Annotated in this window: 25 protein-coding genes (1 of these 25 only partly in view); 9 read left to right on the top strand and 16 right to left on the bottom strand. The window is 59.8% G+C overall.

The window, feature by feature from the left end; genetic code table 11:
• On the bottom strand, window positions 1–682 hold the 5' portion of the coding sequence (gene tyrS / locus M1E04_RS02320; protein ID WP_369319137.1) for a tyrosine--tRNA ligase. Its footprint begins 518 nt before the window's first position; 682 of the gene's 1200 nt are visible here — the first part of the coding sequence; the start codon lies at window positions 680–682; the stop codon falls past the left edge of the window.
• A 211-nt stretch (window positions 683–893) separates the two neighbouring features.
• Here tyrS and M1E04_RS02315 point away from each other — a divergent pair, with 211 nt between their 5' ends.
• Both M1E04_RS02315 and M1E04_RS02310 read left to right on the top strand, forming a co-directional pair.
• Complete coding sequence (locus M1E04_RS02315; RefSeq protein ID WP_369319205.1) at window positions 894–2327, top strand: peptidoglycan DD-metalloendopeptidase family protein; 1434 nt, start codon at window positions 894–896, stop codon at window positions 2325–2327.
• Window positions 2328–2330: 3 nt separating this feature from the next.
• Complete coding sequence (locus M1E04_RS02310) at window positions 2331–3422, top strand: anhydro-N-acetylmuramic acid kinase (RefSeq protein WP_065991367.1); 1092 nt, start codon at window positions 2331–2333, stop codon at window positions 3420–3422.
• 62 nt (window positions 3423–3484) lie between these two features.
• Here M1E04_RS02310 and erpA read toward each other — a convergent pair whose 3' ends face one another.
• Together erpA and argC are read right to left on the bottom strand one after the other, a co-directional pair.
• The gene (erpA, locus tag M1E04_RS02305; protein WP_065991366.1) at window positions 3485–3835 is read right to left on the bottom strand and encodes an iron-sulfur cluster insertion protein ErpA; all 351 of its coding nucleotides are present in this window, start codon (window positions 3833–3835) and stop codon (window positions 3485–3487) included.
• 176 nt (window positions 3836–4011) lie between these two features.
• Window positions 4012–5046: an N-acetyl-gamma-glutamyl-phosphate reductase gene (gene argC / locus M1E04_RS02300; RefSeq protein ID WP_192134848.1), complete on the bottom strand. Its 1035-nt coding sequence runs from the start codon at window positions 5044–5046 to the stop codon at window positions 4012–4014.
• Between the two features lie 133 nt (window positions 5047–5179).
• Here argC and hemJ point away from each other — a divergent pair, with 133 nt between their 5' ends.
• The 5 genes from hemJ (at window position 5180) to coq7 (ending at window position 8603) form a co-directional block, all read left to right on the top strand.
• Window positions 5180–5605 (top strand): protoporphyrinogen oxidase HemJ, encoded by a 426-nt coding sequence (hemJ, locus tag M1E04_RS02295; protein ID WP_065991364.1) that lies wholly within the window; start codon window positions 5180–5182, stop codon window positions 5603–5605.
• Window positions 5606–5649: 44 nt separating this feature from the next.
• Window positions 5650–6564, top strand: coding sequence for a DUF805 domain-containing protein (locus tag M1E04_RS02290; RefSeq protein WP_065991363.1), 915 nt, complete (start codon window positions 5650–5652; stop codon window positions 6562–6564).
• Between the two features lie 55 nt (window positions 6565–6619).
• Window positions 6620–7405, top strand: coding sequence for an SDR family NAD(P)-dependent oxidoreductase (locus M1E04_RS02285; RefSeq protein ID WP_456292334.1), 786 nt, complete (start codon window positions 6620–6622; stop codon window positions 7403–7405).
• An 86-nt stretch (window positions 7406–7491) separates the two neighbouring features.
• On the top strand, window positions 7492–7830 hold the full coding sequence (locus M1E04_RS02280) for a histidine triad nucleotide-binding protein (protein WP_065991361.1): 339 nt from the start codon (window positions 7492–7494) through the stop codon (window positions 7828–7830).
• Between the two features lie 125 nt (window positions 7831–7955).
• On the top strand, window positions 7956–8603 hold the full coding sequence (gene coq7, locus M1E04_RS02275; protein ID WP_369319139.1) for a 2-polyprenyl-3-methyl-6-methoxy-1,4-benzoquinone monooxygenase: 648 nt from the start codon (window positions 7956–7958) through the stop codon (window positions 8601–8603).
• Between the two features lie 104 nt (window positions 8604–8707).
• Here coq7 and speD read toward each other — a convergent pair whose 3' ends face one another.
• On the bottom strand, window positions 8708–9502 hold the full coding sequence (speD, locus tag M1E04_RS02270; protein ID WP_037019204.1) for an adenosylmethionine decarboxylase: 795 nt from the start codon (window positions 9500–9502) through the stop codon (window positions 8708–8710).
• Window positions 9503–9737: 235 nt separating this feature from the next.
• Complete coding sequence (locus M1E04_RS02265) at window positions 9738–10160, bottom strand: OsmC family protein (RefSeq protein WP_037019202.1); 423 nt, start codon at window positions 10158–10160, stop codon at window positions 9738–9740.
• A gap of 206 nt (window positions 10161–10366) precedes the next feature.
• Between M1E04_RS02265 and crp the strand changes: the two genes are divergently transcribed.
• Window positions 10367–11011: a cAMP-activated global transcriptional regulator CRP gene (gene crp / locus M1E04_RS02260; RefSeq protein ID WP_065991358.1), complete on the top strand. Its 645-nt coding sequence runs from the start codon at window positions 10367–10369 to the stop codon at window positions 11009–11011.
• Between the two features lie 27 nt (window positions 11012–11038).
• On the opposite strand, the gene M1E04_RS02255 is transcribed toward crp, so the two are convergent.
• The 4 genes from M1E04_RS02255 to M1E04_RS02240 are packed head-to-tail and all read right to left on the bottom strand — an operon-like array spanning window position 11039 to window position 14284.
• Complete coding sequence (locus M1E04_RS02255; protein WP_456292333.1) at window positions 11039–11734, bottom strand: lipoate--protein ligase family protein; 696 nt, start codon at window positions 11732–11734, stop codon at window positions 11039–11041.
• A gap of 49 nt (window positions 11735–11783) precedes the next feature.
• Window positions 11784–12620, bottom strand: a complete 837-nt coding sequence (trpC, locus tag M1E04_RS02250; RefSeq protein ID WP_065991356.1) for an indole-3-glycerol phosphate synthase TrpC — start codon at window positions 12618–12620, stop codon at window positions 11784–11786.
• Window positions 12617–13666: an anthranilate phosphoribosyltransferase gene (gene trpD / locus M1E04_RS02245; RefSeq protein ID WP_192135072.1), complete on the bottom strand. Its 1050-nt coding sequence runs from the start codon at window positions 13664–13666 to the stop codon at window positions 12617–12619. The genes trpC and trpD overlap by 4 nt, the downstream gene beginning before the upstream one ends.
• Before the next feature lie 18 nt (window positions 13667–13684).
• Entirely contained in the window at window positions 13685–14284 is a 600-nt protein-coding gene (locus tag M1E04_RS02240) for an aminodeoxychorismate/anthranilate synthase component II (protein ID WP_074887043.1), read from the bottom strand.
• A 469-nt stretch (window positions 14285–14753) separates the two neighbouring features.
• On the opposite strand from M1E04_RS02240, the gene estP reads away from it, so the two are divergent.
• Window positions 14754–16694: an esterase EstP gene (estP, locus tag M1E04_RS02235; protein WP_456292332.1), complete on the top strand. Its 1941-nt coding sequence runs from the start codon at window positions 14754–14756 to the stop codon at window positions 16692–16694.
• A 57-nt stretch (window positions 16695–16751) separates the two neighbouring features.
• On the opposite strand, the gene trpE is transcribed toward estP, so the two are convergent.
• The 7 genes from trpE to M1E04_RS02200 form a co-directional block, all read right to left on the bottom strand.
• Window positions 16752–18233, bottom strand: a complete 1482-nt coding sequence (trpE, locus tag M1E04_RS02230; RefSeq protein WP_192134863.1) for an anthranilate synthase component I — start codon at window positions 18231–18233, stop codon at window positions 16752–16754.
• Between the two features lie 68 nt (window positions 18234–18301).
• Window positions 18302–19084 carry a phosphoglycolate phosphatase gene (locus M1E04_RS02225; protein WP_456293138.1) on the bottom strand — a complete coding sequence of 261 codons (783 nt, stop codon included), beginning with the start codon at window positions 19082–19084 and terminating at the stop codon, window positions 18302–18304.
• A 47-nt stretch (window positions 19085–19131) separates the two neighbouring features.
• Window positions 19132–19803 (bottom strand): ribulose-phosphate 3-epimerase, encoded by a 672-nt coding sequence (rpe, locus tag M1E04_RS02220; protein ID WP_192134865.1) that lies wholly within the window; start codon window positions 19801–19803, stop codon window positions 19132–19134.
• A 157-nt stretch (window positions 19804–19960) separates the two neighbouring features.
• Window positions 19961–21109 carry an iron-containing alcohol dehydrogenase gene (locus M1E04_RS02215; RefSeq protein WP_192134867.1) on the bottom strand — a complete coding sequence of 383 codons (1149 nt, stop codon included), beginning with the start codon at window positions 21107–21109 and terminating at the stop codon, window positions 19961–19963.
• A gap of 746 nt (window positions 21110–21855) precedes the next feature.
• Window positions 21856–22680 carry an ABC transporter permease gene (locus M1E04_RS02210; RefSeq protein WP_065991348.1) on the bottom strand — a complete coding sequence of 275 codons (825 nt, stop codon included), beginning with the start codon at window positions 22678–22680 and terminating at the stop codon, window positions 21856–21858.
• A gap of 11 nt (window positions 22681–22691) precedes the next feature.
• Complete coding sequence (locus M1E04_RS02205) at window positions 22692–23939, bottom strand: ABC transporter permease (RefSeq protein WP_192134869.1); 1248 nt, start codon at window positions 23937–23939, stop codon at window positions 22692–22694.
• Window positions 23940–24050: 111 nt separating this feature from the next.
• Window positions 24051–25082, bottom strand: a complete 1032-nt coding sequence (locus M1E04_RS02200) for a polyamine ABC transporter substrate-binding protein (protein WP_192134871.1) — start codon at window positions 25080–25082, stop codon at window positions 24051–24053.
• Between the last annotated feature and the right edge of the window lie 53 nt (window positions 25083–25135).

The following is a 25135-nucleotide window of genomic DNA, read 5'->3' as shown; positions in this document are numbered from 1 at the left end:
ACATCTTCTTGACGCCGTCCAATCCTTCCAGCAATGGCATCGTCAGAACACACTGAGCCTCCTGACCATATGCACGCTGCAGCTCGCGCCCCATCAGCAAGTTGAATTTCTGATCGGTCCCGCCCAGCTCAACGTCGGCGCGCAAAGCAACCGAGTCGTAACCCTGGACCAGCGGATAAAGGAATTCGTGGATGGCGATGGACTGGTTCGACTTGTAACGTTTGTCGAAGTCATCACGCTCCAGCATGCGCGCTACGGTGTACTGGGAAGAGAGTCGGATGAAGTCTGCAGGACTGAGTTGATCCATCCAGGTGGAATTGAACGCCACCTCGGTTTTGGCCGGATCAAGAATCTTGAACACCTGAGCCTTGTAGGTCTCGGCGTAGTCGAGCACTTGCTCGCGGCTAAGCGGGGGACGGGTGGCACTCTTGCCACTCGGATCACCAATCATGCCGGTGAAGTCGCCGATCAGGAAAATCACCTGATGACCAAGATCCTGGAATTGACGCAGCTTATTAATAAGCACCGTGTGCCCGAGGTGAAGGTCGGGCGCGGTCGGATCAAAACCGGCCTTGATGCGAAGTGGCTGCCCACGCTTGAGCTTTGTGACCAGCTCGGCCTCGACCAGGAGTTCATCTGCACCACGCTTGATCAGCGCTAGCTGCTCTTCAACCGACTTCATAACCGCCCCGTAATGCCGTATTTCAAAGGGAAACAACCATACAAGATCAGCGCCCAAATACAAGTTCTGACAATAGGAGCGCGACGAATCGCGGAGCGAGCCGATCGCAAGCTTGCCTCAGGCGAGATTTGGTTATATTTTATACAGTTATTTCATCTTCATCATGTCATTCATCTTTTCCATTTCATCTTTTTCAAAGTCAAAATTACCTATGACCGACACTCCGCCTAAAGCGCCACCGCTTTATCCGAAGAGCCACCTGCTAGCAGCCAGCGGCATCGCCGCACTGCTTAGCCTGGCTCTCCTCGTATTCCCATCCAGCGACGTCGAAGCCAAACGAACCAACCTTGCTCTGGAACTGGACACACCTGCCGACCAGATCAAGCAAGAACAAGACGCTCAAGAACAGACTCAAGCCACAGAGGCACCCGTAGATTCTCCCTTCGCCCAGATCGAAGGTGATGCGGCTGAACCGGCTGATGCCGCGAAGACAGCAAGTGACACCAAGGCCGCGCCGAAAGAGGTTGCTACTGCCAAAGGCCCGACCCACCGGGAAGTGGTGGTCTCAAAGGGCGATACGCTGTCGACGTTGTTCAGCAAAGTCGGCCTGCCTGCGACGGCGGTGCACGACGTTATTGCCAGCGACAAACAAGCCAAGCAGTTCAGTCAGCTGAAAAATGGCCAGGTGCTACAATTCGAGCTCTCGCCTGAGGGCAATCTCAAGCAGTTGCACAGCAAGCTGAGCGAGACAGAAAGCATCAGTTTGTCTCGCACGGACAAGGGCTATACGTTTACCCGTGACGTGAGCAAACCTAATGTACGCACGGCCTATGTGCATGGCACGATCAACAACTCACTGTCGCAATCCGCCCAGCGCGCAGGCCTCAGCCATACGATGACAATGGAGATGGCAAACATCTTCGGGTACGACGTCGACTTCACCCAGGATATCCGCAAGGGCGACGAATTCGATGTGATTTACGAGCAGAAGGTTGTCAACGGCAAGACGGTCAGTACAGGGAATATCCTTTCGGCTCGCTTCGTAAACCGTGGCAAAACCTACACCGCTGTGCGGTATACGAACAAACAGGGCAACACCAACTATTACACTGCGGACGGCAACAGCATGCGTAAGGCGTTCATCCGTACGCCGGTCGAATTCGCCCGCATCAGCTCACTGTTCTCATCCGGTCGCAAACACCCGATCCTGAACAAGATTCGCGCCCACCAAGGCATCGACTACGCTGCACCTCGTGGCACCCCAATCAAGGCCACTGGCGATGGTAAAGTCATCCTTGCCGGTCGGCGCGGCGGTTACGGCAACACTGTGATCATTCAGCACGGTGAAACCTACCGGACGCTGTACGGCCACATGCAGGGTTTTGCCAAGGGCATTCAGTCCGGATCCAGCGTCAAGCAGGGCCAGGTCATTGGCTATATTGGAACCACCGGCCTGTCCACGGGTCCTCATGTTCATTACGAGTTCCAGGTAAATGGCGTTCATGTCGACCCGCTGGGGCAGAAGCTGCCGATGGCTGATCCGATCGCCAAGTCCGAAAAACAGCGGTTCATGCAGGAGAGCCAACCTTTGATGGCTCGCATGGACCAGGAAAAGGCCACCATGCTGGCCTCGAGTAAGCGCTGACCCATGACTTTATATGTAGGTGTAATGTCCGGAAGCAGTCTGGACGGACTCGACTTCGCGCTGGTAGAACAGGATGACCGACCACGTTTGCTCGGCACCTACTACATTCCCATGCCGGACGACCTTCGCGCCGAACTGCTGGGGCTCTGCGCCAGCGGCCCGGACGAGTTGGCCCGCGCCGGCATCGCCGAGCAGAAATGGGTTCGTCTCGCGGCTCAAGGCGTGCTGGCCCTGCTGGACCAGCAGAGCGTGTCAGCCGGTGAAATCCGCGCGATCGGCAGTCACGGTCAGACGATTCGTCATGAGCCGGCCCGCGGCTTCACCATCCAGATTGGCAACCCTGCCCTGCTCGCCGAGCTAACGGGCATCACCGTGGTCAGCGACTTCCGCAAGCGCGATATCGCCGCAGGTGGCCAGGGGGCGCCGCTGGTTCCCGCTTTCCATGAAGCGTTGTTCGACGATAACAAAGACTACCGCGCCGTGCTCAACGTCGGTGGTTTCAGCAACCTCAGCCTGATCGAAATCGACAAACCGGTTTCCGGCTTCGACTCAGGGCCAGGCAATGTGCTGCTGGACGCCTGGATTCAGGCACAGCGGGGCGTGAGCTATGACCGCGATGGCGCGTGGGGCGCGAGCGGGACAGTCAATGATGCGCTGCTGAAGTCCATGCTCAGTGATCAGTTCTTTCAAACGAAGGGGCCTAAGAGCACGGGTCGTGAAGTATTCAACCTTGGCTGGGTTCACCACCATCTGTTCCAGATGCCAACGCTGAGACCCGAAGATGTGCAGGCGACACTGCTCGAAGTCACCGCATTGAGCATTACCGAGTCCCTGCAATCGGCACAGGCGCAGACCAAAGAACTGCTGGTCTGCGGCGGCGGTGCTCACAACAAGGCGTTGATGGATCGGCTGGCGGCGCTACTGCCAGCAACAAAGGTTTCTAGCACTGCAGAGTTCGGCGTTGATCCTGATTGGGTCGAAGCGATGGCGTTTGCCTGGCTTGCCCATTGCGCGCTGGAGAGCGTACCCGCCAACCGTCCAAGCGTGACGGGGGCCAAAGGCCTGCGAGTGCTGGGCGCGATCTACCCGGCCTGACCCAACGCCCACCATGCAAAACGCCGCGCAAATGCGCGGCGTTTTTGTGTGTATCGCCTGGATCAGATCGAGAACGAAGAGCCACAGCCACAGGTAGTCGCGGCATTGGGGTTCTTGATCACGAAGCGAGAGCCTTCAAGCCCCTCCTGATAATCCACCTCCGCACCTGCCAGGTACTGGAAGCTCATAGGGTCGACCACCAGACTGACGCCCTCGCGCTCGACAATGGTGTCATCATCGGCGACGTCTTCGTCAAAGGTGAAGCCGTACTGGAAACCGGAACAACCGCCACCGGTCACGAAGACACGGAGCTTCAGGCGATCATTACCCTCTTCATCGACCAGAGTTTTCACCTTGTGCGCGGCACCGTGGGTGAATTCCAAAGCCACTGGGGTAAAGGATTCAACGCTCATGTTCAAAATCTCCCGGCGCTAAGCCGTCATAATGCGTAATGACGCGCATTATCCGCTTCTCCTAGAAAATTGGTCAACTATTGTGACGGCAGCCACAGCTCGCAAGCGACAAGCCGCAAAAAACAGCCGCTATCACCAGCGAGTTGAGACTTGCCGCTTGAGGCCTGAAGCCGCTATTACGGCAACATCCCCGCATGGGACAGGCCTAGGCGTTCATCAAGGCCAAACATGATGTTCATGTTCTGCACGGCCTGGCCCGAAGCGCCTTTGACCAGATTGTCGATGACCGACAGCACCACCACCAAATCCCCGTCCTGAGGCCGATGCACGGCCATGCGGCACACATTGGCGCCACGTACGCTCCGGGTTTCCGGATGGCTTCCGGCGGGCATCACGTCGACGAAAGGCTCATTGGCATAGCGCTTTTCGAACAACGCCTGCAGATCGACCGACTTGTCCACGACGGTTGCGTACAACGTGGCGTGAATCCCACGGATCATCGGCGTCAGGTGCGGCACGAACGTCAGCCCGATATCGCCACCTGCAGCACGGCGTAGCCCTTGAGTGATTTCGGGGAGATGGCGATGGCCTTTAACGGCATAGGCCTTGAAGCTCTCGCTGGTTTCGGAATACAGCGAGCCCACACTGGCGCCGCGACCTGCACCACTGACACCCGATTTGCAGTCCGCGATCAGGCGCAATGGATCAGCAAGGCCCGCTTCGAGCAGTGGCAGAAAACCCAACTGAGTGGCGGTCGGATAGCAGCCAGGCACTGCAATCAGGCGCGCGCCCTTGATGTGCTCGCGATTGACTTCCGGCAGGCCGTAAACCGCTTCGTCGAGCAATTCGGGCGCGCCGTGGGGCTGGTTGTACCACTTGGCCCACTCGACCGGGTCTTGCAGACGGAAGTCAGCGGAGAGGTCGATGACCTTGGTGCCCGCGGCGAGCAACTCGCCCGCCAGCGCATGTGCGACACCGTGGGGCGTGGCGAAGAACACCACATCGCACGCGCCCAGCACTTTGACGTCCGGTACGCTGAACGCCAGGCCGTCATAGTGACCACGCAGGTTGGGATACATGTCAGCGACAGGCAAACCTGCCTCGGAGCGCGAGGTGATCGCAACCACTTCAGCCTCTGGGTGTTGCGCCAGAAGACGCAGCAACTCGACGCCGGTGTAACCCGTACCGCCGACGATACCGACCTTGACCATAACCTGCCCCTCAACCAAACCAGTGGAAAGCCGCTGATCATATGGGTCGATTGCCGATGGGACAACCGCGAACGTGACGTACGGGCGCGGAAGCCACTACTATTTGGCACCGTGTCCCTGGAAACAAACCAAAATGCTCTATCTCTGGATTAAAGCGCTGCACATCATTGCAATGGTGTGCTGGTTCGCCGCCCTGTTCTATCTGCCGCGATTGTTCGTCTATCACGCCATGAGCGAAGACTCCGTAAGCCGCGAGCGTTTCTGCACCATGGAACGCAAGTTGTACCGCGGGATCATGATGCCCTCGATGATCGCTACCCTGGTATTCGGTATCTGGCTGATCGTTCTCGCACCGGGTTTCCTGCAGCAAGGCTGGTTGCATGCCAAGCTCACCCTCGTTGTCCTGTTGATTGGTTACCACCACGTGTGCGGCGCGCAGGTCAAACGCTTCGCGCGCGGCGAACCTGGTCGCAGCCATGTGTTCTATCGCTGGTTCAACGAGGTACCCGTGTTGATCTTGCTGGCGGTGGTCATTCTGGTCGTCGTCAAACCGTTCTGACGCGCATTGCTCATATCGTATGAACTCAAGACAAGGAAGCCAGCATGGCGGAGCACTTCAAGATCGTTTTCGAGGGACAGCTGCGAACAGGCGTTGAGCTGGAGACAGCGCGCCAGAACCTGGCGCAGCTGTTCAAGACTGAGGTGTCCGGCGTTGATCGTCTCTTCACCGGCAAACCCGTGACCATCAAGCGAAGCCTGACGCGGGACGACGCGCAGCGTTATCTCGCGGCGTTGAACGATGCAGGTGTCGAGGGCCGTATCGAGCCCGAGGAGCCCGTGTCATTGAGGCTTGAGGACGTGGTCGAAGATACTCCACAGCGTCCGGCTTTCGAACCTGCGGCCTCGCCCTACGCACCGCCGCGCACGCCGGCCGCACAAAACTGGCCCGCCGTAGGCGACTTGAAGGTGTTCTCCATTCGGGGGCGAATCGGCCGTCTGCGCTACCTGGCGTGGAGTCTGGCGCTGGTGGCCGTCGGCCTGCTGGTCGCTGCCGTGTGCGTCGGCGTTCTCAGCGTTTCGCTGGTGGCGGGCGGACTGCTCGGCACCGTTGCCCTCGTCGCGTTCGTGGTTGTCAGCATCCAGATCGGCGCCCAGCGGTTGCACGACGCCGGTTGGTCAGCCTGGTTGCTGTTGCTGAATCTGGTGCCGGTGGTGGGCAGCTTCTTTCCGATCCTGATGATGGCAGTCCCTGGCAACACGGGCCCGAATCGGTATGGTCCGCCGCCGCCCGGCAACACACCGCGCGTCAAGGTCCTCGCCATTCTGTGGCTCGCGGTGCTGGCGCTGGCCTTAGTGGCCGGGATGATGGGTGGTCTGAACACTGTTCAGGAGCAGGTCGAAGCCACCACCAGCGAATACGAGCAAGCGCTGCCTTACGACGATGACGCGGAACAACCGGTCGTTCCCGTTGATCCTGTCGATAGTGGTGACTCGTCCGACAGCAACGACGACCAATAACTATCTGGCAGCAAGGACGCTGTCTCAATACAAGCTGCAAACACTGGAGAATTGCATGACCCGTTATGCCATGGTCACAGGTGCATCCAGCGGTATTGGCCTGGCGATGGCCGAAGCCCTCGCACGCCGGGGTCGCAACCTTATTCTGGTGGCCAGGCACCGGGAGATGCTCGAGAGCATCGCCATCGAGTTCACCCAACGCTTTGGTGTCGAGGTGCTGTTCCGCGCCTGCGATCTGGGTGAGCCGCTGCGCCTCTCGGGCTTTCTGCTTGAACTCGAGGAAGGCTCGCGAAGCATCGACTTGCTGGTTAACTGCGCTGGCATCGGCAACAGCGGGCCCTTTCTCGCTCAAGAGTGGGCGCAAGAGCAAGATCTGCTCGACCTTAATGTGCTCGCGTTGACGCGTCTCTGTCACACGGTTGGCAACCTGATGGCGGTGCAAGGCGGCGGCCAGATCCTCAACGTTGCGTCGATCATGGGCTTTCAGCCGGGACCATGGATGAGCACCTACGCGGCGAGCAAAGCGTACGTCCTGCATTTTTCCGAAGGGCTTCGCGAGGAGCTGCACAAGACCGGCGTGAAGATTTCGGTGTTGTGCCCCGGGCCGACGCGCACAGCGTTTTTCCGCACCGCACAACTGGATGCCGGCAAGTTTACGCACGACGACCACATGACCGCCGAGGAGGTCGCGCTGTACACGGTTCGCGCGCTCGACAAGAACCGTGCGGTGATCATCCCGGGTTGGCGAAACAGGCTACAGACACGCCTGCCGCGCTTTGCCAGTCGCTGGATGACGCGAAAGCTCTGGGGCTCGATGCTCAAATCTCGTACGTCAGTCTGACGGGGCACATCGCAATAAACGTCTGGGCGTGAACCGGGACGCTCAGTACACTGCCTTCATCCCCCTCGAAACGGAGCAAGAAGGCTGTGGATACTTTGTTTACCAAGATCATCAATCGGGAAATCCCGGCGAAGATCATCTACGAAGATGATCAAGTGCTGGCCTTTCACGACATCGCCCCCCAGGCGCCTGTGCATTTTCTGGTTATCCCGAAGAAGCCGATTGCCACCCTCAACGACGTGACTGAAGACGATAAGGGCCTGCTGGGCCACATTCTGTTCACAGCCCAGCGCCTGGCAAAAGAACTGGGTTGCGAGGACGGCTTCCGCGTGGTCATGAACACCAACGAAAAAGGCGGACAGACCGTCTATCACATCCACATGCACGTGCTGGGTCAGCGCCAGATGAACTGGCCGCCGGGCTGAGTCATCCTCTCCGGTCTTCGTAGACCTGCCGGATGCGCGCCAACGCCCCGGCGGGCTGACACCGGACAAGCCCGGTTACACCGTTTGAGGTAGACTGACCGCCGTGGATTTACCCGGAGGCGCCCATGGCTACCGAACGTCACTACTCCCCTATCGACCGTTTCCTGCTTCAAGCCGACGCAGCGATGAAGACGCTGCTGCCCGTCAGCGCGCACGCACATCGTCCTTCGCCTGCCATCGTTCAACCCGACGTCAAGATGAATGAGTCCGACACCCGGCATGTCGCAGGGCTCATGCGCATCAATCACACTGGCGAAGTCTGTGCTCAGGCGTTGTATCAGGGGCAGGCACTCACCGCGAAACTGCCTCAGGTGCGCAAAGCCATGGAGCACGCCGCCGAGGAAGAAATCGACCATCTGGTGTGGTGCGAGCAACGCATTCATCAGTTGGGCAGTCATACCAGTGTGCTCAACCCATTGTTCTACGGTGCTTCGTTTGGCATCGGCGCAGTGGCTGGCTTGATCAGCGATCGAATCAGCCTGGGCTTCGTTGCCGCGACGGAAGATCAGGTGTGCAAACACTTGAATGAGCATTTGGAGCAATTGCCAGTCGAGGATGAGAAGTCGCGGGCGATTCTCAAACAGATGCGCGCCGACGAAGAGCATCACGCAGAAAGCGCGATCGAGGCAGGCGGTTTCCGCTTCCCGGCGCCGGTGAAGTTCGGCATGAGCCTGTTGGCAAAAATCATGACCAAAACCACCTACAGGATCTGATCGAATCTGCGGTCGGCCGGCCTTTATCAGCGAACAAAGCTGCCACGAAAGACCGGAAACAAAGAAGGCGCCTGAACAGGCGCCTTTTTTGTATCACTGAGACCTTAGACCGGCATGTTGCGGCCGTAGAAGATTTCGAGCATCTCGTGCTTCACGCGGCCGGTCACCTGCTCGCGCTGTTCAGCGGAGAGATTGCTGGTGGCGTCGCCGAACAGGTAGTTGTCCAGCTCGAACTGCTTGAGCAGCATTTTGGTGTGGAACAGGTTTTCCTGGTACACGTTCACGTCAGTCATCTGGTAGCTGTCGCGCGTGTCATCGGAAAGGTAATTCTGGATCGAGTTGATCTCGTGGTCGATGAAATGCTTCTTGCCTTCAACGTCACGGGTGAAGCCGCGCACGCGATAGTCGACGGTCACGATGTCGGACTCGAACTTGTGGATCAGGTAATTCAGCGCTTTCAACGGGGAGATCACGCCGCAGGTCGACACGTCGATGTCCACACGGAACGTGGCGATGCCGTCAACGGGGTGGATTTCAGGGTAGGTGTGAACCGTGATGTGGCTCTTGTCCAGGTGCGCGAGAATGGTTTCCGGCAGCGGACCCGGCGATTCTTCGATCTGGCTGTCAGTCGGCGTAACCGGCTGCTCGGAGATCAGAATGGTCACACTGGCGCCTTGTGGATCGTAGTCCTGACGGGCGATGTTCAGGATGTTCGCGCCAATGATATCGACGACATCGGTGAGAATCCGCGTCAGGCGTTCGGCATCGTACACACTGTTGATGTACTCGACGTAGGCCTGCTGGTCCTGCGGGGTTTCCGCATAGCAGATGTCATAGATGTTGAAGCTCAAGGTCTTGGTCAGGTTATTGAACCCGTGGAGCTTGAGTTTGCTTTTCACCGTTAAAAACTCTCTATATGGGTGCGGCGCTGGCCGCGTGATCAAGCATGCCCGTCAACTGAGCCCGGCTCAGCTGCGTAGGACGGTTAACACCTCTTCGCGTTGGCGATTTTGGTTGTCTGGTCGGAGGCGAGCCGGCTACCCGGCGGTCGCGCCCTGAAAAAGGGGCGCATTATGCAGACGTCAGAAGTCGCATGCCATAGCCTGCACCGCTTTTGTGAAAATTGAGCGTTGCTCAACCCAGTTCGATGATCTCGTAGTCGTGGGTGATTTCGACGCCGGCATTACCCAGCATGATCGACGCCGAGCAGTATTTCTCGGCGGACAGCTCGATCGCACGTTTGACCTGCGTCTCTTTGAGGCCGCGCCCTTTAACCACGAAGTGCAAATGGATCTTGGTGAACACCTTGGGATCTTCGTTGGCGCGCTCGGCTTCCAGGAACGCCTCACAACTCTCGATGGGCTGACGGGCTTTCTTGAGAATGCTGACCACGTCGTAATTGCTGCAGCCACCCAGGCCAATCAGCACCATTTCCATCGGGCGAACACCCAGATTGCGACCGCCGCTTTCTGGCGGGCCATCCATCACAACCACATGGCCGCTGCCGGACTCACCGAGGAACATCGCCTCACCCGCCCATTGAATACGCGCTTTCATCACCGGACTCCAATGCTTGAAAAATGGCGGCCAGCTTAGCACAGGGCCCTGCCGTCGCTGAGTGGACGGGACATGCCCGGCAACGACCGAAATGTAGGAAGTGTCTGAAAAATTGGCTAATTGCCGCTGTTGAACTGCGTCAAATGGCAACTACTGCCGATACCTCTAAGAATGCCTAAGGGCGCAGTTTTTTACGGGATACAGCCATGCTCGCCGTGCAGCCTCCGAACAAGATGAAAATCGCCGACAAACTGCTGCCGCACGCCCAGCGGCGACGATGCCTGGCGAAGACCAATATCCTCTGCGCAGGCGAAGAATCGGATTCGCTGTACCTGCTCATCAAGGGCTCGGTGACGATCCTGATCGAAGACAACGAAGGTCGCGAGATGATCGTGGCCTATCTCAATACAGGGGACTTTTTTGGCGAACTGGGACTTTTCGAGCAGACGGCCGCCGGTGCCCACCGCAGCGCCTGGGTGCGCGCCAAAACCGAATGTGAAGTGGCCGAGATCAGCTACGCCAAGTTCCGCGAGCTCAGTCAGCAGGATCCCGAATTGATGTACGCCATCGGTGCGCAAATCGCCGAGCGTCTGCGCAACACTACCCGCAAGGTGGGCGATCTGGCGTTTCTGGACGTCACTGGCCGCGTTGCCCGCAGCCTGCTCGATCTGTGCAAGCAGCCTGACGCGATGACCCACCCCGATGGCATGCAGATCAAAATCACCCGCCAGGAGATTGGCCGTATCGTGGGGTGTTCGCGGGAGATGGTTGGTCGTGTGCTCAAATCGCTTGAGGAGCAAAACCTGGTGCATGTCCGGGGCAAAACCATGGTGGTTTTCGGCACCCGTTAACACACGCACCGGGTATTGGCAGGTGAGTCAGATTCCGGCCAGAAGGCGTATATAGCGCTCACTCAAACGGCCAAGAAAATCCGGGGCGTCGAACAGCTCATGCAGAGCGATATGGCTTTGCGCTTCGCACCGCGCATCGAGTTCACAGGTTTCATTGAAGCGATTGACTGCGTTGACCATCTCAACGCGCTCGTCATCCAGCAGCATCGCGGCATGGGCCAACACCACCGGCCGCTTGCCACCCTGACTCTGCCGCCAGCGCTGCGCAGTACCCACCATCTTGCGAGCGTTGAGGTTGACGTTGAAACGGCCATCGCAGAAGGCCCCTTCGACTTCGCCCAAGGATGCAGCGCCACCCAGCTCACTCAGCGTATCGAGGATCGGCTGACACAGGCGCATGTAGGCGTTCTCGATGCGGTCGCGATCCAGATCGGTGTCCGGCTGCACATACACAAGCGCCACGTTGACCGTCGAGGGCGATTGCGGCACGGGCTCGCCGCCACTTTCACGCAACAGCACAGGCCAGCCACTGTCGGCGAGCGTTTCGCTGGCTTCAGTGAAGCCAGGAAGACGGCTCAACCGCCTTGGCATGACCAGCGCGCGGTCGGTAGGCCGCCAGAACAGCAAACCGCTCTCGGCGTGCCCATCACACGCTGACGCCAGCAGATCCTGCTCGGCCTTGAGGCCGGCTTCAACGCACGTTGCCAAGAGCTGAAGGGTCATGCTGCCTCCTGACGTGAGTGGCGACGGCTTTCTGGCCTACACCGGTGGATCAGTCCAAACCGCCGGACTTGATCGCGGTGCCTTTCTCCGGGAAGAACAGTCGCTGCAATTCCACACCCGGCTTCTCGGCGCGCATGAATGCCTCACCCACCAAGAAGGAATAAACGTCGTTGATCTCCATCAGCTCGACATCCGCGCGGTTGAGAATCCCGCTTTCCGTGATGACCAGGCGATCACGGGGGATGCGCGGCAGCAGATCGAGCGTGGTTTCCAGACTGACGTCGAACGTGTGCAGATTGCGGTTGTTGACGCCCACCAGCGGAGTGTCGAGGGTTTTCAATGCCCGCTCCAGCTCGTCGCCATCGTGGACTTCTACCAGCACATCGAGGCCAACACCTTTGGCGACTGAGGCCAGCTCGGCCATCTTCACATCATCCAGCGCCGAAACGATCAGCAGGATGCAGTCGGCCCCCAATGCCCGCGCTTCGACGATCTGATAAGGGTCGATCATGAAGTCCTTGCGGATCACCGGCAGCGAACACGTCGCCCGGGCCTGCTTCAAATACTCATCAGCGCCCTGGAAGAAATCGACGTCGGTCAGCACAGAAAGACAGGTGGCCCCGCCTGCTTCGTAGCTAGTGGCAATCTCCGCAGGATGAAAGTTTTCGCGGATCACGCCCTTGCTCGGCGAAGCCTTCTTGATTTCTGCAATGACGGCCGGCTGCTTGCGCTTGGCCTGGGCAATCATCGCGGCAGCAAAACCACGCGGTGCATCGGCTGCTTTCGCCAGAGTTTCCAATTCGGCGAGGCTGACACTGGCACGGCGCGCAGCGACTTCCTCGACCTTTCGGGCCAGAATCTTTTCCAAAACCGTCGGCACACTCATTCTTCATTCTCCTGCTTGAATACCGCGGTAAAGGCACCCAGTTCTTCCAGCTTTTCGCGGGCCAGGCCCGTGTGTAATGCGTCGTGGGCCAACGCCACGCCTTCTTTCAATGACGAAGCATGATCAGCGGCATAAAGCGCAGCGCCGGCGTTGAGCACGATCATTTCGGCGGCTTTCTGGCCGTGCTCGGACTTGCGCCGACCCAGCGCGTCACGAATCAATTCCAGCGACTGCGCCGGGCTGTCGACCACCAGACCGAACAGGCTCTGGCTTTTCATGCCCAGATCTTCCGGCTGTACCCAGTATTCGGTCACTTCGCCGTTCTTCAGTTCCGCGACAAAGGTCGGCGCGGCGATGCTGAATTCGTCCAGGCCGTCCTGGGAATGCACCACCAGCACGTGTTTGCTGCCCATGCGCAGCAGCACCTCGGCCAATGGCCGGCACAGCGCCTGACTGAATACGCCGACCACCTGGTGCTTGACGCCGGCCGGGTTAGTCAGTGGACCGAGCATGTTGAACAGTGTGCGCAGGCCCAGTTCCTTGCGTGGCCCTGCGGCGTGTTTCATCGCGCCGTGGTGGGTTTGCGCGAACATGAAACCGATGCCGACGCTGTCGATGCAGCGCGCCACTTGCACCGGGGTCAGGTTCAGGTAGACGCCTGCGGCTTCCAGCAGATCGGCGCTGCCACTCTTGCCGGAGACCGCGCGATTGCCGTGCTTGGCGACTGTGCAACCGGCCGCCGCGATCACGAACGAGGCAGCGGTCGAGACGTTGAATATGTTGGCGCCATCACCGCCGGTGCCGACGATGTCGACCACGCCGTCGAGGGTTTTGAGTTGAACCTGATCCGCCAGCTCACGCATGACCGACACTGCACCAACGATCTCGTCAATGCTTTCGCTTTTCATGCGCATGCCCATCAGAAATGCGCCTATCTGCGCCTGGGTGCACTGGCCTGTCATGATTTCGCGCATGACCTCGCGCATTTCATCAGTGCTCAGGTCCAGTTGATTCACAACCCGGCCCAGCGCCGTTTTGATATCCATTGCCATGTCGATGTGTCCTTAACCCTGACGGGTGCCGCCGGTCTGCTTGAGGAAGTTGGCGAACAGCTCGTGGCCCTGCTCGGAAAGAATCGACTCAGGGTGAAACTGTACGCCCTCGACGTTAAGGGTTTTGTGACGCAGGCCCATGATTTCATCAACGGACCCATCTTCGCGCTGGGTCCAGGCGGTCAACTCCAGGCACTCCGGGAGTGTTTCGCGCTTGACCACCAGCGAGTGATAGCGGGTCACGGTCAGCGGATGCTTGAGGCCTTCGAACACGCCTTTGTCTTCGTGGATCAGCTCGCTGGTCTTGCCGTGCATGACCTGGCGCGCACGCACTACGTCGCCGCCAAACGCCTGGCCAATCGACTGATGACCCAGGCAGACGCCGAGCACGGGCAGCTTGCCAGCGAAGTGTTTGATCACGTCGATGGACACACCTGCTTCGTTTGGCGTGCACGGGCCGGGGGAAACGACGATACGTTCGGGGTTCAGGGCTTCGATTTCGGCGACGGTCATTTCGTCGTTGCGAATCACTTTGACGTCGGCACCCAGCTCGCCCAGGTACTGCACGACGTTGTAGGTGAAGGAGTCGTAGTTATCGATCATCAGCAGCATGGTGCTTAACCTTTTGAATGACTGACTTTTAACGTGGCCTTCCGTTTTCTGACCGCAGTTGCGCGCAGAGGGTCGCGGGAGGGATTCCGGCGAGTCACTGCAAAACCGAGGCATCAGAAGGCATATCAATACAGATCCGGCGGAGCCGGCGGGGGAAATAGTCAGGCGCGCCAACGCCAACGGGCGTGGCCCTTGATAACGCGCATCAAGAAGCTGCTGACAATCGACACAGGAAAGGTCTCGTTCATACGTTGCCGCACAGTAGCGTACCGCCGCAGGGCGCGCAATATCGCAGTGCCCGGATGGCGCGGGGCAGCGGCCGATTGGCAGGATTTGAATGCCCGCAAGGTGCAGATCGCAGCCTGAAGGCCGGTACAGAATATTTGCCGTGAATGCCACGGCATCGTGGGCGATTTGTGTCGCGGCTGCTACCTTCTCGTACAGCACTAAAACAATAAGGGATGCCCCCATGATCAAAGCCACACTGCGCTGGCCGTTCGCGGCTTGCCTGCTCTCGCTCGCCTGTTCCTCGGCCCTGGCCGCCTCTTCCCCCTATTCAACGATGATCGTATTTGGCGACAGCCTCGCCGACGCCGGGCAGTTTCCCGATGCCGGCGGACCACCCGGCGCCACCTTGCGTTTCACTAACCGCACCGGCCCGACATACCTGAACGGCAGCGGCGAGGCATTCGGTCTGAACTCATCGACGCTGTTGGGCGAAATGCTTGGCGTGGCGCCCGGGGATTTGCAGGCATCGACCTCCCCCGTCCGCGCGGCGCAAGGGTTGCCGGATGGCAACAACTGGGCTGTGGGTGGCGACCGGACCGATCAGATTCTCGCGGCGATCACCACCCAATCTCAGATTGCCAATACTGACGCCTCGACCGGCGTGACGACGGTGTTCCGGACGCGACCCGGTTATCTGGTTGAAAACAGCTCTCGGGCTGACCCGAATGCCCTTTACTATCTGACCGGGGGCGGCAATGACTTCCTTCAGGGCCGGGTGCTGAGTGCGGGACAGGCCGTCAATGCGGCGAACAACCTGGCGAACGGCGCACAAATCCTGTCCCAGGCCGGCGCGCGTTACATCATGGTCTGGCTGCTGCCTGACATCGGCCGCACACCCGCTGTATTCGGCACGCCATTGCAGGGGCCATCGTCGTTGCTGAGCGGGGTGTTCAACCAGCAGTTGGTCAATCGGCTGGGGCAAATCGATGCCGAGGTCATTCCGCTCAATGTGCCGGGGCTCATACGTGATGTCCTGACCGACCCGGCGCGCTACGGGCTGGCGGCCGATCAGAACCTGGTCGGTACCTGTTTCAACGGCAACAACTGCACCGCCAACAGCGTTTACGGGATTGGCGGCCTGACGCCTGATCCGACCAAACTGCTGTTCAACGACGGCGTGCACCCGACCGTCGCGGGTCAGCGTCTGATCGCCGACTACGGGTATTCGATTCTGTCCGCACCGTGGGAAATCACGCTGCTGCCGGAAATGGCCAACGGAACGTTGCGCGCGCAGCAGGATGAACTGCGCAGTCAGTGGCTGGCGGATTGGGGCAATTGGCAGAACGTCGGTGAATGGCGCGCCATCGTCGCCGGTGGCGGTCAGAAACTGGATTTCGACGCGCAAGGCAATTCCGCCAGCGGCGACGGTCACGGCTACAACCTCACGGTGGGCGGCAGCTATCGCTTCGCTGAAGACTGGAGAGCCGGGCTGGTTGCAGGTGCTTACCGGCAAACACTCGAAGCCGGCGCCAAGGATTCGGACTACAAACTCAACAGCTATATCGCGACCGCATTCGTGCAGTATCAGGCGCAGCACTGGTGGGCAGACCTGGCGGCATCAGGCGGAAAACTCGACTACGACAACCTCAAGCGCAAGTTCGCGCTGGGCATCAGCGAAGGCGCGGAGAAAGGCGACACCGACGGCGACCTGTGGGCGGTCAGTGGGCGCGTGGGCTTCGACCTGGCCGAACAGAGCAGTCGCTGGCATTTCTCGCCGTTCATCAGCGCCGACTATTCTCACGTCAACGTCGATGGCTACTCGGAGGACAGTGCTCGCGCGACCGCACTCAATTACGACGACCAGACGCGCAAGTCAAAGCGGCTAGGCGCGGGGCTTCAAGGGAAGTTCGACGTCACGCCGCAGACCCAGGTGTTTGGCGAAGTGGCCCATGAGCGTGAGTTCGAGACCGACCAGCAGGACGTGACCATCGCGCTGAACAGCGTGCCCGGCCTGGATTTTGATCTGAAGGGCTATGACCCCCAGCGCAGTTTGAATCGCGCAAGCGTGGGCCTGAGCCAGAAGCTGGCGCCCGACCTCACACTGCGTGCCGGCTATAACTGGCGCAAGAATGATGACGTGACGCAGCAAGGGGTGAATCTGGCGGTGAGTCTGGATTTCTGAAGCTACCAGGCATGTGGGAGCGACCGGGGTGGCGCTCCCACAGGGACGTCTAAATCTTCAAGCCTCTGGCGTCTGCTGCGCCAGCGCCACGGCGCGGAACATCGCGCGGCGCTTGTTGAGGGTTTCTTCCCACTCCAGCGCCGGCACAGAATCCGCGACAATGCCGCCACCAGCCTGCACGTGCAGCTCGCCGTTCTTGATCACCGCAGTACGAATAGCGATCGCGGTGTCCATGTTGCCGTTCCAGGCAAAGTAGCCCACTGCGCCGCCGTACACACCGCGCTTGACCGGTTCCAGCTCGTCGATGATTTCCATCGCACGAATCTTCGGCGCGCCCGACAAGGTGCCCGCCGGCAGGATGGCCCGCAGCGCATCCATCGCCGTCAGGCCACTCTTCAGCTGGCCGGTGACGTTCGACACGATGTGCATGACGTTTGAATAACGCTCGATGACCATCTTCTCGGTGAGCTTCACCGAACCGACTTCCGAAACCCGCCCGGTGTCGTTGCGTCCCAGATCGATGAGCATCAGGTGCTCGGCGATCTCTTTGTCGTCAGACAGCAAATCGACTTCCAGCGCGTAGTCTTCTTCCTCGGTGGCGCCGCGAGGACGCGTCCCGGCAATCGGGCGTACGGTGATCAAGTTGTCTTCGACCCGTACCAGCACTTCCGGCGAACTGCCGACGACGTGGAAGTCGCCGAAGTTGAAGAAGTACATATAAGGCGTCGGATTGAAACACCGCAGCGCGCGGTACAGGTCGATCGGTGCGGCCTTGAAGTCGATGGACATGCGCTGCGACGGCACGACCTGCATGCAGTCGCCCGCGAGGATGTATTCCTTGATCGTGTCGACGGCTTTTTCATAATCCGACTGGGTGAAGCTTGAACGGAACACCGGGTCCGCCGCCTGCGGACGGGTCAGGTCCAGACCACGGCGGGGCGTGATCGGCTGACGCAGTTTCTCCATCAACGCTTCGAGTCGCGCCAGGCCACCTTCATAGGCTTCAGGCTGAGCCGGATCGACCAGCACGATCGCGTGCATCTTGCCGGCCAGGTTATCGAACACCACGACGGCATCCGACACCATCAACAGAATATCCGGCACGCCCAGTGGATCAGGATTCGGGCATGCGCCCAGGCGCGGCTCTACATAACGCACGCAGTCATAACCGAAATACCCCACCAGACCGCCGTTGAAGCGTGGCAGACCGGCGATGGTCGGGACGTTGTAGCGGGCCTTGAAGGTCTCGACGAAGTCCAGCGGGTCTTCAGCTTCCAGGCGCTCGATCTCAACACCGTCGTGGGTCACGCTGACGGTGTGGTCGTGCACACGCATGACCGTGCGGCACGGCAGTCCGATGATCGAGTAACGCCCCCACTTCTCCCCGCCCTGCACGGACTCAAGCAGGTAGGAATTGGGCTCGTCAGCAAGCTTCAGATAGATCGACAGCGGCGTGTCGAAGTCAGCCAGGGTTTCGTAGGCAAGGGGAATGCGGTTGTAGCCTTCAGCGGCCAAACGCAGGAATTCTTCGCGGGTCATATCAGCCTCGTGGTCTGAGGTAAAACGGTCAGGGATGCAAACGCGCCGGGGCTCCGGCCAGGTTCAAGTCAGGCGCGCCAACGCCAGCGGGCCAGGGCCTTGATGACTTTCATCCAGAGTTTGCGAGTGACCACCACGATGGATTCTCTAAAGGAGGGGGCTTTGATGTCGGGCAACGTTATCTCAGCGCCCTGCGCTAAGCAACCGGCAGAACTGCCCGGAATCAGCATGCGCAAGTCATCGATCACCAGCGCCGGTGACTCTTCTGCGATAGGACGGCCGTGGTTGTAGCCGTAACTCAATGCCACACAGGCGACACCCGCCGCTTTGGCCGCCAGCACGTCGTTGCGCGAGTCACCCACGAACAGCGACTGAGACCCCGGTATACCGGCCATTTTCATGACAAAAAACAGCGCGGCCGGGTCGGGCTTCTGCTGCGGCAGCGTGTCGCCGCCGACGATCCAGCGAAAGAACCGCCCGAGCTTGAGGTCATCCAGCAAGGGGGCAACGAAGCGTTCCGGCTTGTTGGTGATCAGCGCCATCTCGACGCCCATCTTCTGCAGCCATTTCAGGGTTTCGCGCACGCCGGGGTAGACCTCGGTCAGGGCATGGCTGCCGCTATAGGCCTCCATGAAAATCGCCAGCGCAGCCTCGGTGGACTCTTCGTCCACGGCGGTGTGATCCATGCCGTTCGCCAAGGCGCGGCGAACCAGCACGCGTACGCCGTTGCCGATCCAGTCACGTACCCGTTCGATGCCCGCCGGCGGCCGGCCGAGCTGGATCAGGGTCTTGTCCACCGCTGCAGCCAGATCCGGCACCGAGTCGATCAGTGTGCCGTCGAGGTCGAACATGATCAGCCTGGGCAGACGTCCCGGAAACAGCTGTTCGAAGCCGCTGGTCAACGGGCCAACGCCAGTTCTGCGTGCATCTTCGCAATGACTTCGCGGTAATCAGGCGCATTGAAAATGGCCGAGCCCGCGACGAAGGTGTCAGCACCGGCTGCGGCAATCTCACGGATGTTGTTGACGTTGACGCCGCCGTCGATCTCCAGACGGATGTCGCGACCGGACGCATCGATCAGCGCACGAGCCTCGCGCAGCTTGTTGAGCGTGCCGGGGATAAATTTCTGACCACCGAAGCCCGGGTTGACGCTCATGAGCAGGATCATGTCGACCTTGTCCATGACGTACTCAAGCAGGTTCAGCGGGGTCGCCGGGTTGAACACCAGACCTGCCTTACAGCCGCCTTCGCGGATCAGTTGCAGGGAGCGATCAATGTGCTGGGTCGCTTCCGGGTGGAAGGTGATGTAAGTGGCGCCGGCTTCGATGAAGTCGCCGATGATGCGATCCACCGGGCTGACCATCAGATGGACATCGATGGGGGCGGTGATGCCGTATTTGCGCAACGCCGCGCAGACCATCGGTCCGATCGTCAGGTTGGGGACGTAGTGGTTGTCCATGACGTCGAAGTGGACGATGTCGGCGCCAGCGGCCAGGACGTTGTCGACTTCCTCTCCCAGGCGGGCGAAATCGGCGGACAGAATGGAAGGAGCAATAGCGAAGGGCTGCATGACGCACCTTTTATGAGCGAAATCACGGTGGCGCGCATTGTACTCCAAGAGTTTGAAACGTGCGTTGGGTCGCAAGTGAGTCAGTCAAGGGACGTGAGCTGTGGCCATAAACATACGCGCCGCGCCGCGCAGGCGGCACGTCATTGCGTCAGCCTGATCAATACGCCGCATGGTAGATTTTCTCGATGTCGGCGGCGGTCAGCTTCCGTGGATTGTTGCGCATCAGGCGTTCGATCCTGCTGGCCTCCTCGGCCATCGCGGGAATGGCGTCTTCGGGCACGTTGAAGCTACGCAGCCCGGACGGGATTTCCACCGCGGCGCACAAGTCGGCCATTGCTTTGACTGCCAGGTCTGCGGCGTCCCTGTCGCTCAAGTGCGCGACGCGGACGCCCATCGCATCGGCGATGTCGCGCATCCGTTCGACGCAGGCCAGCTTGTTCCACTCCATCACATACGGCAGCAACAGCGCGTTGCTCACGCCATGAGCGATGTTGAACCGCCCTCCCAATGGATACGCCAACGCATGGACTGCGCCAACCCCGGCATTGCCGAACGCCATGCCGGCCATGAGGCTGGCGGTGGCCATGTCTTCTCGCGCCTGCAAATTCGAAGGATTGGCGTAGGCCTTGGGCAGCGCCTTGACGATCAGTTTGATGGCGCCCAAGGCGATGGCGTCGGTGATCGGCGAGGCATTGACTGAAAGGTATGACTCGATGGCATGCACCAGCGCATCGACTCCGCTGGCTGCCGTGACACTGCGCGGACAGGTCAGGGTCATCAACGGGCTGACCAGCGCGACGTCGGGCAACAGGTAATCGCTGACGATGCCTTTTTTCAGCTGTGCTTGCTTGTCTGAAAAGATCGCCACGTTGGTGACTTCCGAACCGGTGCCTGCGGTGGTCGGGATGGCAATCAGCGGGGGGCCTTTGCGCTTGACCAGATCAACGCCGAACAACTCGGCCAGAGGCCCTTCGTGACTCGCGAACGCGGCGACGCCTTTGGCGATGTCGATGGCACTGCCGCCGCCCACACCGATCAGGCCGTCGTGACCGCCCTCTCGGTAGGCCCGGGTGCAGTCCTCGACGATAGAGATTTCGGGCTCGGGTTTGACCTGATCAAACAGGCCATAACGACGGCCGCCCAATTGCGCCAGCGCGAGGTCGACCGTTCCGGACTTAACCAGTATCGCGTCGGTGACGATGAGCGGGTTTTGAACGTTGAGCCGGGTCAGCTCGGCGGACAACTGCTCAATCGCGGCGGGGCCGGTGATCAGTTTGTTGGCGATCTTGAAAGCAGAAACACTCATCGGGCTCGTCCTTTATGTTGCTGTTGGAGCCGTGGCTCTTTTACAAGGCAGGATTGGCATGCGCTGAGTGAAACATAGACCGGATCGTGCGGGGCGTCAGTTTTGTGGTGCGGGAAGATCCCTCGGTGTGCGCTATCAATCTGCGGTGTGGCACCTGACGTCTTCCCGGCTAAAGCCAGTCCTACAAAGAGCAGGCGGTGTGTCAGCAACAATCATTGGACGCACGCGGTGTGTCAGCAACACTCACTGGGTGCACGCGCTGCATGTGTAGGACCGGCTTCAGCCGGGAAGAGGCCTTTGAGTGCGCTATTAATCTGCGGTGTGCCACCTGACGTCTTCCCGGCTAAAGCCGGTCCCACAAAGAGCAGGCGGTGTGTCAGCAACAATCATTGGACGCACGCGGTGTGTCAGCAACACTCACTGGGTGCACGCACTGCATGTGTAGGACCGGCTTCAGCCGGGAAGAGGCCTGCGTGGACACCGTCCATTTTGCAGTGTGCCGCAGGCCGCTTTCCCGGCTAAAGCCAGTCCCACAAAGAGCAGGCGGTGTGTCAGCAACAATCATTGGACGCACGCGGTGTGTCAGCAACACTCACTGGATGAACGCGCTGCATGTGTAGGACCGGCTTCAGCCGGGAAGAGGCCCTTGGGTGCGCTATCAATTTTGCGGTGTGGCACCTGGCGCCTTCCCGGCTAAAGCCGGTCCTACCATTCTCGTTTCAGCCAGTTCCTCCGGTGGGCTTTGATTACTCCACCGCCGTGCGCAGTTTCTCGCTCCGGCCGCGCAGCCATTCGAGCACCAGCAGGAGCACCACGGAGAATCCGATGAGCAGGGTTGCCGCGGCTGCGATGGTCGGGCTGAGGTTTTCGCGGATGCCGCTGAACATCTGCCGGGGCAAGGTCGCCTGGCCTGGACCGGCGAGGAACAGCGTGACAACCACTTCATCGAACGAGGTCGCGAAGGCAAACAGCGCCCCGGAGATCACCCCCGGCGCAATCAGCGGCAGGGTCACGCGCCGGAACGCCGTCGTTGGCGAAGCGCCCAGACTCGCCGCTGCACGCACCAGGTTGTAATTGAAGCCCTGCAACGTGGCAGACACGGTGATGATCACAAACGGCACACCCAATACGGCGTGCACCAGGATCAGCGAGATGTAGCTATTGCCCAGACCCAGCGGGGCAAAAAACAGATAACTCGCCACCCCGACAATCACCACCGGAACCACCATCGGCGAAATCACCAGCGCCATCACCAGCGCCTTGCCAGGGAAGTTACTGCGCGTCAGTCCGATGGCCGCCAACGTCCCGAAACCCATCGCCAGCACCGTGGCAGCCGGAGCGACAATCAGGCTGTTTTTCAGCGCGCGCATCCACTCGGCCGAGCCGAAAAAGTCCTGATACCAGTGCAGCGAAAAGCCCTGCAGCGGGTAGACCAGAAAACTCCCGGAGTTGAACGACAGCGGCACGATCACCAGCACCGGCAGCACCAGAAACAACAAAATCAACCCGCATAACGTGCGCAGCGTGTAATGCCAGACCCGCTCGATCGGCGAGGAATAAGGGCTCAACATGGTCGTTCTCCTCAGCTCAGACGCAGGCGGCTGGCGCCAACCAGCCAGTTGTAGATCAGGTACAGCACAACGGTCGCCAGCAGCAGCAACCCGCCCAGCGCCGTCGCCATGCCCCAGTTGATGCTGGTATTGGTGTAGAACGCCACGAAATAACTGACCATCTGATCGTTCGGGCTGCCGAGCAGCGCCGGGGTGATGTAGTAGCCGATGGCAAGGATGAACACCAACAGACAGCCCGCGCCCACACCGGCGTAGGTCTGCGGGAAGTACACGCGCCAGAAACTGGCGAACGGGTTGCAGCCCAGGGAGATCGCCGCGCGCATGTAGGTCGGCGAGATGCCTTTCATCACGCTGTAGATAGGCAGGATCATGAACGGCAGCATGATGTGCACCATCGAGATGTAAACGCCGACCCGGTTGAACACCAGTTCCAGCGGTTTATCGATGATGCCCATGGCCATCAGCGCGCCATTGATCAGGCCGCTCGATTGCAGCAACACGATCCAGGCTGCGACTCGCACCAGGATCGACGTCCAGAACGGCAGCAGGACCAGAATCATCAACAGGTTGCTCTGCCGCGCAGGCAGATTGGCCAACAGGTACGCCAGCGGGTAGGCCAGCAGCAGGCAGATCACGGTGATCACCAGGCCCATCCAGAAGGTGCGGGCAAAGATGTCGATGTAAATCGCCTGATCGGGTGTGGCCGGTGCCAGTTCACCGAGGTCATCGATGCGGTGGTCGACAGCGGCCAGCAGATAATAAGGGGTGAAACTTGAGGTGTTGCGGCGGATCGCCTGCCAATACGCGGGATCGCCCCAGCGTTCATCGATGGCTTCCAGGGCCTCTTTATAAGAAGCCGGCTCTTCCTTGAATGGCATGGCGCGGGCCGTTTTCGCCAACAGGCTGCGGTAGCCCGCCAGCTCCTGGTTCAAGCGTTTGGACAGATCGCCCAGGGTCTGATTCTTGCGCGCTTCGGCCAGGTCCTGGCTCGCGGCTTTGTAGACCGCGTCAGGCGGCAGCCCCTTGCCGTCCCATTTCGCCACTTCCACCACCGTGAGCGGCATGCCACCCACCACTTCCGGGTTACTGACGCTTTTGTAGAGCAGCGCCGCAATCGGCACGAGAAACACCAGCAGCAGGAAGATCACCAATGGCGCGATCAACGCCTGAGCCTTCCAACGATTGACGCGCTCGGCACGGGCCAGGCGTTGCTTCAGGGTCGGGCTGGCGCCTTCAGTCAGGGGCACGGCGGTGGCCATAGTGAACTCCGAAATCTCTCAACAAAGAGCGCGCCCCCTGCCCTGCTTTCAGACAGTTCAGACGACGCACCCGGATCTAACTCACAACCAAGCGCTTACTGGGCAGTGCGCTTATTTGGCGGCCCAAGAGTTGAAGCGCTGTTCCAGCGACTCACCGAAGTCGGCCCAGAATTTCACGTCGATCTGCACCTGATCCTTGATGTTCTCAGGGGTGGTCGGCATGTTTTTCAGGGTTTCAGCACTCAGCAACGGGACCGCGCCGGTGTTGGCCGGGCCGTAAGCGATATTTTCGGAATAGGTTTTTTGCTGCTCTGGCTTGAGGGAGTAAGCGATGAACTTCTTCGCCTCTTCGGCGTTTTTCGCGCCCTTCGGAATGGCCCATGCGTCGAAGTCATACACGCCGCCGGTCCAGACCACTTTCAAGTTGCTCTCTTTCTGCACGGCAGCGATGCGACCGTTGTAGGCCGAGCTCATCACGACGTCGCCCGACTGCAGATACTGAGGCGGCTGTGCGCCTGCTTCCCACCACTGAATGCTTGGCTTGAGCTTGTCGAGCATCTTGAAGGCGCGATCCTGGCCTTCCTTGGTCCCTAGCACCTTGTAGACGTCTTTCGGCGCAACGCCGTCAGCCATCAGCGCGAATTCCAGGGTGTATTTGGCGCCCTTGCGCAGGCCACGCTTGCCCGGGAATTTCTCGGTGTCCCAGAAATCAGCCCAGCCGGTCGGTGCGGATTTCAGCTTGTCGGCGTTGTAGGCCAGCACGGTGGACCAGACGAAAAAGCCCACGCCGCACTCGGAAATTGCGCCCTTTACGTAGTTGTCTTTGTTGCCGAGATCGACCGACGCCAGCGACTCGAACATGTCTTCGTCACAGCCGCGGGACAGCTCTGGCGATTCCACTTCAACCAGATCCCAGGTCACGCTCTTGGTGTCGACCATGGCTTTGACCTTGGCCATCTCACCGTTGTACTCGCCCGCGATGATCTTGCCGTTGCCGGCCTTTTCCCACGGCGCGTAGAAGGCCTTTTCCTGGGCCGCCTTGTTCGCGCCACCGAAGGAAATGACCGTCAGGTCCGCTGCCATGGCTTGCGCGGCGCACATCATGCCGACCGATAAGGCGGTGAGCTTCAATGTCTTGAGCATCAGTTTTTCTCTCCACGAACAATGTTGGTTAAGCGATGGGGGCGATTGGCTCG

The organism is Pseudomonas sp. AK106, from assembly GCF_053903055.1.
Note: the sequence above shows the minus strand (reverse complement) of the source record. Positions and strands in the feature narration are given on the sequence as shown.